This window comes from Staphylococcus simulans (genome assembly GCF_002902285.1).
Lineage (GTDB): Bacteria > Bacillota > Bacilli > Staphylococcales > Staphylococcaceae > Staphylococcus > Staphylococcus simulans.
In genome coordinates this window covers 22147-29090 of the sequence record NZ_PPRU01000010.1, presented here as the reverse complement: position 1 = coordinate 29090, position 6944 = coordinate 22147, and the positions used below count along the sequence as shown (strand labels likewise).

At 36.9% G+C, this 6944-nt stretch carries 8 protein-coding genes, 1 riboswitch and 1 other annotated feature; of the genes, 1 reads left to right on the top strand and 7 read right to left on the bottom strand.

The window, feature by feature from the left end; translation table 11 throughout:
* Positions 1–197 precede the first annotated feature (197 nt).
* The 4 genes from CD112_RS02440 to CD112_RS02425 form a co-directional block, all read right to left on the bottom strand.
* Positions 198–1322, bottom strand: coding sequence for a 5-methyltetrahydropteroyltriglutamate--homocysteine S-methyltransferase (locus CD112_RS02440; RefSeq protein WP_002480362.1), 1125 nt, complete (start codon positions 1320–1322; stop codon positions 198–200).
* A gap of 72 nt (positions 1323–1394) precedes the next feature.
* Positions 1395–1629, bottom strand: a binding site (T-box leader).
* Between the two features lie 70 nt (positions 1630–1699).
* Positions 1700–2170 (bottom strand): 2-thiouracil desulfurase family protein, encoded by a 471-nt coding sequence (locus CD112_RS02435; protein WP_103363786.1) that lies wholly within the window; start codon positions 2168–2170, stop codon positions 1700–1702.
* Positions 2171–2186: 16 nt separating this feature from the next.
* Positions 2187–2369 (bottom strand): hypothetical protein, encoded by a 183-nt coding sequence (locus CD112_RS02430; protein WP_023014911.1) that lies wholly within the window; start codon positions 2367–2369, stop codon positions 2187–2189.
* Positions 2370–2444: 75 nt separating this feature from the next.
* A riboswitch (SAM riboswitch) is annotated at positions 2445–2544 on the bottom strand.
* A 122-nt stretch (positions 2545–2666) separates the two neighbouring features.
* On the bottom strand, positions 2667–3299 hold the full coding sequence (locus CD112_RS02425; protein ID WP_002480359.1) for a DUF5067 domain-containing protein: 633 nt from the start codon (positions 3297–3299) through the stop codon (positions 2667–2669).
* Between the two features lie 390 nt (positions 3300–3689).
* On the opposite strand from CD112_RS02425, the gene CD112_RS02420 reads away from it, so the two are divergent.
* Positions 3690–4160 (top strand): thioesterase family protein, encoded by a 471-nt coding sequence (locus CD112_RS02420; RefSeq protein ID WP_002480358.1) that lies wholly within the window; start codon positions 3690–3692, stop codon positions 4158–4160.
* A 52-nt stretch (positions 4161–4212) separates the two neighbouring features.
* On the opposite strand, the gene CD112_RS02415 is transcribed toward CD112_RS02420, so the two are convergent.
* The 3 genes from CD112_RS02415 to sat form a co-directional block, all read right to left on the bottom strand.
* Positions 4213–4995 carry a (S)-acetoin forming diacetyl reductase gene (locus CD112_RS02415; protein ID WP_070463488.1) on the bottom strand — a complete coding sequence of 261 codons (783 nt, stop codon included), beginning with the start codon at positions 4993–4995 and terminating at the stop codon, positions 4213–4215.
* A 140-nt stretch (positions 4996–5135) separates the two neighbouring features.
* On the bottom strand, positions 5136–5735 hold the full coding sequence (cysC, locus tag CD112_RS02410) for an adenylyl-sulfate kinase (protein WP_002480356.1): 600 nt from the start codon (positions 5733–5735) through the stop codon (positions 5136–5138).
* Between the two features lie 2 nt (positions 5736–5737).
* Positions 5738–6937 (bottom strand): sulfate adenylyltransferase, encoded by a 1200-nt coding sequence (sat, locus tag CD112_RS02405; protein WP_103363785.1) that lies wholly within the window; start codon positions 6935–6937, stop codon positions 5738–5740.
* Between the last annotated feature and the right edge of the window lie 7 nt (positions 6938–6944).

Here is a 6944-nt window from a genome sequence, read left to right as displayed (position 1 = left end):
ATTCAGTACTGTTTAATGTTTAATAGTAGTTCACTTATAATATACCCCTTACTATTAAATAATACAAGGTAGTGATTAAAAATCTTTGTCAGCTTGGTGACTTTTGTGAAGTTAACTTAAAGAAATGAATAAAAAAAGATGAATTCCACCTTCTCTAGTGAAATTCATCTTCTATCATTCATTAATGTATTGATGATTTAACCTTTTACTTTTTCAGGCCATACTTCTTCCGCAATACTTTTGACTAAACGAATTTTAGCCCATTGTTGTGCTTCAGTTAAGTTATTACCTTCTTCTGTTGATGCGAAGCCGCATTGTGTACTTAAAGCTAAACGGTCTAACGGGATATATTGTGACGCTTCTTTAATACGTTTTATGACTTCATCTATATCTTCTAATTCACCATCTTTAGAAGTAATGAGACCTAATACGACTTGTTTATCATCTGATACGTATTGAAGCGGTTCAAATCCACCTGAACGATCACTATCGTATTCTAAAAGATAAGCATCTACATTTTCTTGGTCGAACAACGGTGTTGCGACACTGTCATATGCGCCTGATGCGAACCATGTGGAACGGTAATTACCGCGACAAATATGAGTTTGAACACGCAAGTCTTTAGGTAAACGTTCAATTGCGCGGTTATTCACGTCTTTGAATAATTGTTTTAAGCGTTCTTTTTCTTGTTGGTCACCGTTTTTACCGTTAATTTCAGTTTGGTCTCCGACTAAACGCCCCCATGTTGTATCGTCAAATTGAATCGTTTTGAGACCCGCTTCATATAAATCTTCAATCACTGTTTGATATGCATCCGCAATGGCATCAATTAATGCGTCATCTGTTTCGTAATATTTGCGTGTTGCTTCAATATTTTCTTTTCGTGTCAGCTCTGAGAAGAGTCTGGCAGGTGCTGGTACAGTTTGACGTGCCTCGATACCTTCTGGTGTATGAGCTAATAAGAATTTGAAGTCTGCCACAAACGGATGATTGTCTCCTGAAATCGGGCCTGATAAACGTGCTGTTTCAATACGAGATTGAACCGCATCGAACTCAAATCCGCCTTCATCTTTGACTGTTTCTACACCATTCAATCCCCAGAAGAAATCTAAATGCCACCAACTTCTACGAAATTCTCCATCTGTAATAGATTTCAAACCATTCTCTACTTGCTTCTCAATCAATGTTTTAATCTCACGGTCTTCTACTTCTCTTAAGGCAGCTTGATCGATTTCTCCTTTTTCGAACGCTGCACGTGCTTCTTTTAATGCCTCTGGTCTTAAGAAACTTCCTACAATATCATAACGTAATAATTCACTCATCTTAACTTCCCCCTATGTTTATGTTCTTATTTCAAATAATAAAAAGCCCCCATAAAGCCTATACTAAAGCTTTACAGGGGCGTAGAATTCGATTCTGCGCGGTACCACCCAGTTTCAAGAAGTCCATACTTCTCCTCAACAGTACTATCATACTCGAGCAGTGGTAACGTTTGCTAACACGTGCCAACTTAACGATTCAGCTGACAGATTCAGAGTCCATTTTCGATATTGTCGAATTACTTTTTCACACCAACCAAAAGCTCTCTGTTAATTCTTCAATATGTACTTTACTCATCATAATCAATTAATATTATTTGAATTAATCCTAGTCTATAGTTAAAAGAATATTCTGTCAATAAGAAAATTCACACTAAAATTTAAATCGACGTGAAATCTAATTTTTCTTTCCAGTTTAATTCATTCATAATTGTAATTCCATGCTGTATTAATAACGCTGTACAGACACCCTCGCCTGATTTCAAGTCACCACTGAATGTCCCATCATAAATCTCAGAGGTTCCACAAGAAGGACTTTTCGACTTTAGAATCATTGCCGTACATTGATGTGCTTGTAGCAATTCCAATGTCTTTAATGCACCTTCTTTAAATGCCTCCGTAACATCTTCACCTGTCGTCGCAATGACTTTAGCACGACCTGACCACACATCAAAACCATCTCCGCCAACAATTTCAGCTGCTGGTCTCGGTGTAGTCAAACCGCCTAATACTTCAGGACATAGCGCTATCGCTTTACCCTCTTGAACAAGTTGGCGTAATGTATCATTCAATTTATGACTGCCGTCGTAACGTACATTCTCTCCAATTAAACACGCACTGATTGCAATCATGAACTTCTCTTCTTTCTTACTTTTCTTCTAGCCAATCTTTAATCACTTCCAATGGAACCATTTGTCTGATTGTTGCCTCAATATCATGAATTTGGGCTTTTCTTCCCATACTGCTAGCCATATTCATTGGTTCATAATTCTCCCATTGTTCCAGCTCTTGCATTTTCTCTTTGATTTGTTGTTTAGCGAATGTTGTCATTTTATTTACCACCTTTTTCTCATTTTGGATAAATAAAATAGCCCTCCTTGCAAGAAGAAGCGCTTCACGTACGTCTTCTTATCTTTCAAGTTACCTTGTTGGATTTAGCACGTCACCTTGCGGTTGTTGCTGGAGCTTCACAGGGCCAAGTCCCTCCACTCACTCTTAATAAGAACTATTTTATTTATTACTATCATACCGTATTAACTTATTTTTTCAACTTATTTGATAAACTTTATTGATTTAAACCAACATAATAAAACACTGAAATATCGTTTATTCCAGTGTTTTGATTTCTTATAAGTCAGTCATATCCTCACTTTTAATATCGTCTTCAGATGACTTCTTATCAGATGATTTATTATCAGATGATTTCTTGTCTTTAATATTAATTTTGATTGAACCGATGTTTGGATCCTCGTAGTTCTCTTGATCTTTCGCTTTTAATAACACAGGTGACTCTAAATCATTTAACTTGTACGTTTCAATAGATGAAATTGTACTTCCTTTTTTAATATTATCTTCACCTTTATCTCTTTCACTATCATAAGTTTCTCCTCTTACATGACCGTAATCTAAGCGCTTTTCTGAATCTTTACTATCTTGATACGCTTCAAACACTTTCAAATAAGACCTAGTTGGTTTAACTTCATTGTCATCTTTACTGTTATTCGTCACTTCATATTTTACAACTAAAACATCATCATCTTGATATTCTGTTGTCCCCTTAGGCACAATTTCTGTACCCACAATTTTCACCTTTACCCCTTTGATTTCAACTGCGTTATCTTTAATTTTAGCTTTTTCTTTTGTTTTTGCTTGTTTCGCATCTAAACTAGATGTTTCCTCTTTCTCCGACTCCTCTTTTTTGTCACCACAAGCCGCTAAAATTAATACTGATGCACTTAATAAACATAATAGCCTCTTCATGATATCCCCCCATTTGTTTAATGTGTTGCATTATTACAAATCATTATACACAAATTTCATAAAATAGTTAACTTTATACAGAAGAATATTTTAGTTCTATTCTTTATACATTCTTTAACATTTACTATACTTTTTCGATGATAAATTTCATTGATAATACACTTCAGCAAAATAGTTGGTATTGTATCTCTTACTTAAATTGATAATTTGAATTCATTTTTAGAATGTGCGAATAAAATAATTCTAATCCTGTTTCAATTTCAGGAACGTTTCTCCTGCTTTAGTCACTTCATACGAATGTCATCATAGTCTAAAGATAGTACGTCCAAGCTATCGATTTCATTTATATGATACACTGCAGTTATATGCATTAAAGGGGGAAAATTAAATATGGGGTACATTTATACTTATGAGGATAAGGTGCATCCTTCTTGGATTGATCATAATCAACATTTACATGATGCACAGTATTTTTCAATTTTCAGTGATGCGGTCGTCGGTTTCTTTGCGAAAATGGGGTTCTCGATTGATTACCGACAAAAACATGACACAACAATTTTTAATTTAGAAGCACATATCACTTACTTAAAAGAAATGTTGCTAGATGAAACGTTTACGGTAGAAGTTTATGTTTATGACTATGACCATAAACGTGTACATTTCTTTTTAAAGATGTTTAATCAAGATCAAATACCGACTGCAACGTATGAGGTTATCATGATGGCTATTGATAACCAACAACGTCGCAGCAGTGCTTTTCCAGATTTTGTTTTTGATAACATCAAAACATATTATGAGGAACAAGGGGAATTTGAAACACCGAAACAACTCGGTCATGCGATTGGTATTCCTAGAAAATAAAAAGAAGGCAAGTGTCCTGTTTAGGTGCACTTGCCTTTCTTTATGTCTTGTATTAATTGAAGACCATACCGCCATCAATAATTAAAGCTTGGCCAGTCATATAATCACTATCTGGTCCTGCAAGATAAGATACACATGCTGCAACATCTGAAGGTTCTGATAAACGTTTTAATGCGATATTTTTAGAGAATTGTTCCATACCCCATTCATATGGTTTACCTGCTTCATCAGCTGTTTTTTGTGCGATATCTTCCATCATCGGTGTTTTAACGATACCTGGGCAATACGCATTCACAGTAATACCTTTATCAGCTAAGTCACGTGCTGCAGTTTGTGTAATACCACGGATTGCGAATTTAGTTGCGCCATATAATGCAAGTCCTGGGTTTCCGACTTGTCCTGCTTGAGAAGAAGCGTTAATAATTTTACCACCGTGACCAAATGATTCAAAAGCTTCAACCGCTGCTTGAATGCCCCAGAAAATTGCGCCGACGTTTACATCGAAAACTTTGCGATATTGATCATACGTAATTGTATCAAGTGGTGTTTGTGGTCCTAATCCAGCGTTATTAACAATCACATTGAAATCTCCGAAGTGATCTTTCACTGTGTTGACTGCTTGGAAGACTTGATCACGATCTGATACATCTACTTTAACCGCAAGCGCTTCATAACCTTCATCACGTAAGCTTTGTGCAACCGCTTCTGCAGTTATTTCATTAAAATCTGCCACCCCTACTTTAAAACCGTCTTTTGCGAGTCTGCGACAAATTGCTTCTCCGATACCTTGTCCGCCGCCTGTCACCATTGCTACTTTGCCTTTTACTTCTGCCATGTTGTTCGACTCTCCTTGTTGCTCCATATATTATTGTACACTTCTATTTTAATTCAATTTCAGAATAATCGCAAAACTTAACCATGATATTATCCACCAAAAAAGCACACACAATTTAAGGTTTGTGTGTGCTCGGGATATTAAATAATTTGTTTGTCTTCTAAATAGTTTAGAATCTGCTGAACCGCTTCTTCCACAGAAGTTGTCTCTGTATCCACGACAATTTCCGCATGTTCTGGCGCTTCATATGGCGCATCAATACCAGTAAAGTTCTTAATTTCTCCTGCACGTGCTTTTTTATACAACTGTTTCGGGTCACGCTGCTCACACGTTTCAACACTGGCTTTCGCATATACCTCGATAAATTCGCCATCTTCTAAAATTTCACGGACACGATCACGATCTTCACGATAAGGTGAGATGAACGCCGTTAATGTAATCAGTCCTGCATCTGCTAATAATTTACTGACTTCACCGATACGACGGATATTTTCTTTACGGTCTTCTGGACTGAAACCGAGGTTATTATTTAAACCATGACGGATATTATCCCCATCTAAACGATACGCATGAATACGACGTTCGAATAATGCTTTTTCTAAAGCAACACTGATGGTAGACTTACCTGAACCGGATAAACCAGTGAACCATAGGACTACACTCTTATGGCCATTTTGAGCTTGACGTTCTGTTTTCGTTACTTCTGAATCATGCCATGTAATGTTTTGAGATTTTGTCATCGTTACGCCTCCTCATTTTGTTCTCTATGTCTGCGTAAACCGCGAATTAACACTTCAGCGACTTCAGGACGTGAGAATTCTTTCGGTAAAGATTCTCCATTACGTAATTTTTCACGGACTTTTGTCCCGCTTAAATGCACATGATGTTCTGCACCATGCGGGCACGTTTTCGCTGTCGCCATATTACCGCACTTCGTGCAATAGAAAGCATGTTCAAATTTTAAAATATGAATACCCAACTCTTCTTGATATTTCGTAATCAACTCTTGCGCTTCATATGTACCATAATAGTCACCTACACCTGCATGGTCACGTCCTACAATGAAATGTGTACAACCATAGTTTTGGCGCACAATCGCATGTAAAATCGCTTCACGCGGTCCTGCATAGCGCATCGCAGCTGGATAAATCGCTAAGCGTGCACGATCTTCTGGATAATAGTGTTTTAAAATCACTTGGTAACTTTCCATACGAACATCCGCTGGGATATCATCAGACTTTGTTTCGCCTACTAATGGATTCAATAAGAGACCATCAACTGTTTCTAACGCACTTTTTTGGATATACTCATGTGCACGATGTACTGGGTTACGTGTTTGGAAACCTACGACTGTTTTCCAGCCCAAATCATGAAACATTTGACGTACTTCAATCGGATCTAATTCAAATTCTTCAAACTCACTATGGTCTGGACGATTTACTAATTGAATCGGACCTGCTAGATACACATTACCTTTGTCATATACTTTTTTGACGCCTGGATGAGCTTCTTCAGTCGTTCCATAAACATTTTGTGCTTCTTTTTCTTTATCATACGTATATTTTTCTTCTAAAGTTAAAACACCGTATAACTGTTGATCTTCTCCATAAAGCGCAATCTGTTCTCCAATTTCATATTGGTCCGCTTCTGCTTCATTAACTGGTAAAGTAATTGGAATACTCCATAACGTTCCATCTGCAAGATGTAAGTTTTCAACGACGTTTTGATAGTCCGCTTCTCCCATAAATCCTGTTAATGGACTGAACCCGCCAATTGCGATTAATTCTAAGTCAGATAAACTCCATGCGTTTAACGTTAATGTTTTAAAAGCAGCTGCTGCTTCAATTAATGCTTCACGTTCTGCTCCTTCAAGTTGACGATTAATTAACTTCCCACCATGCGGTGTGTTCGTATGTTCTAAAATTTGTGTTGTTGTAACCATTTAACTC

Bases quoted from the DNA above. Each gene is read 5' to 3' on its own strand.
- CD112_RS02440 (WP_002480362.1), bottom strand. From the start codon at position 1,322: ATGAGTGAATTATTACGTTATGATATTGTAGGAAGTTTCTTAAGACCA.
- CD112_RS02435 (WP_103363786.1), bottom strand. From the start codon at position 2,170: ATGATTGCAATCAGTGCGTGTTTAATTGGAGAGAATGTACGTTACGAC.
- CD112_RS02430 (WP_023014911.1), bottom strand. From the start codon at position 2,369: ATGACAACATTCGCTAAACAACAAATCAAAGAGAAAATGCAAGAGCTG.
- CD112_RS02425 (WP_002480359.1), bottom strand. From the start codon at position 3,299: ATGAAGAGGCTATTATGTTTATTAAGTGCATCAGTATTAATTTTAGCG.
- CD112_RS02420 (WP_002480358.1), top strand. From the start codon at position 3,690: ATGGGGTACATTTATACTTATGAGGATAAGGTGCATCCTTCTTGGATT.
- CD112_RS02415 (WP_070463488.1), bottom strand. From the start codon at position 4,995: ATGGCAGAAGTAAAAGGCAAAGTAGCAATGGTGACAGGCGGCGGACAA.
- cysC (WP_002480356.1), bottom strand. From the start codon at position 5,735: ATGACAAAATCTCAAAACATTACATGGCATGATTCAGAAGTAACGAAA.
- sat (WP_103363785.1), bottom strand. From the start codon at position 6,937: ATGGTTACAACAACACAAATTTTAGAACATACGAACACACCGCATGGT.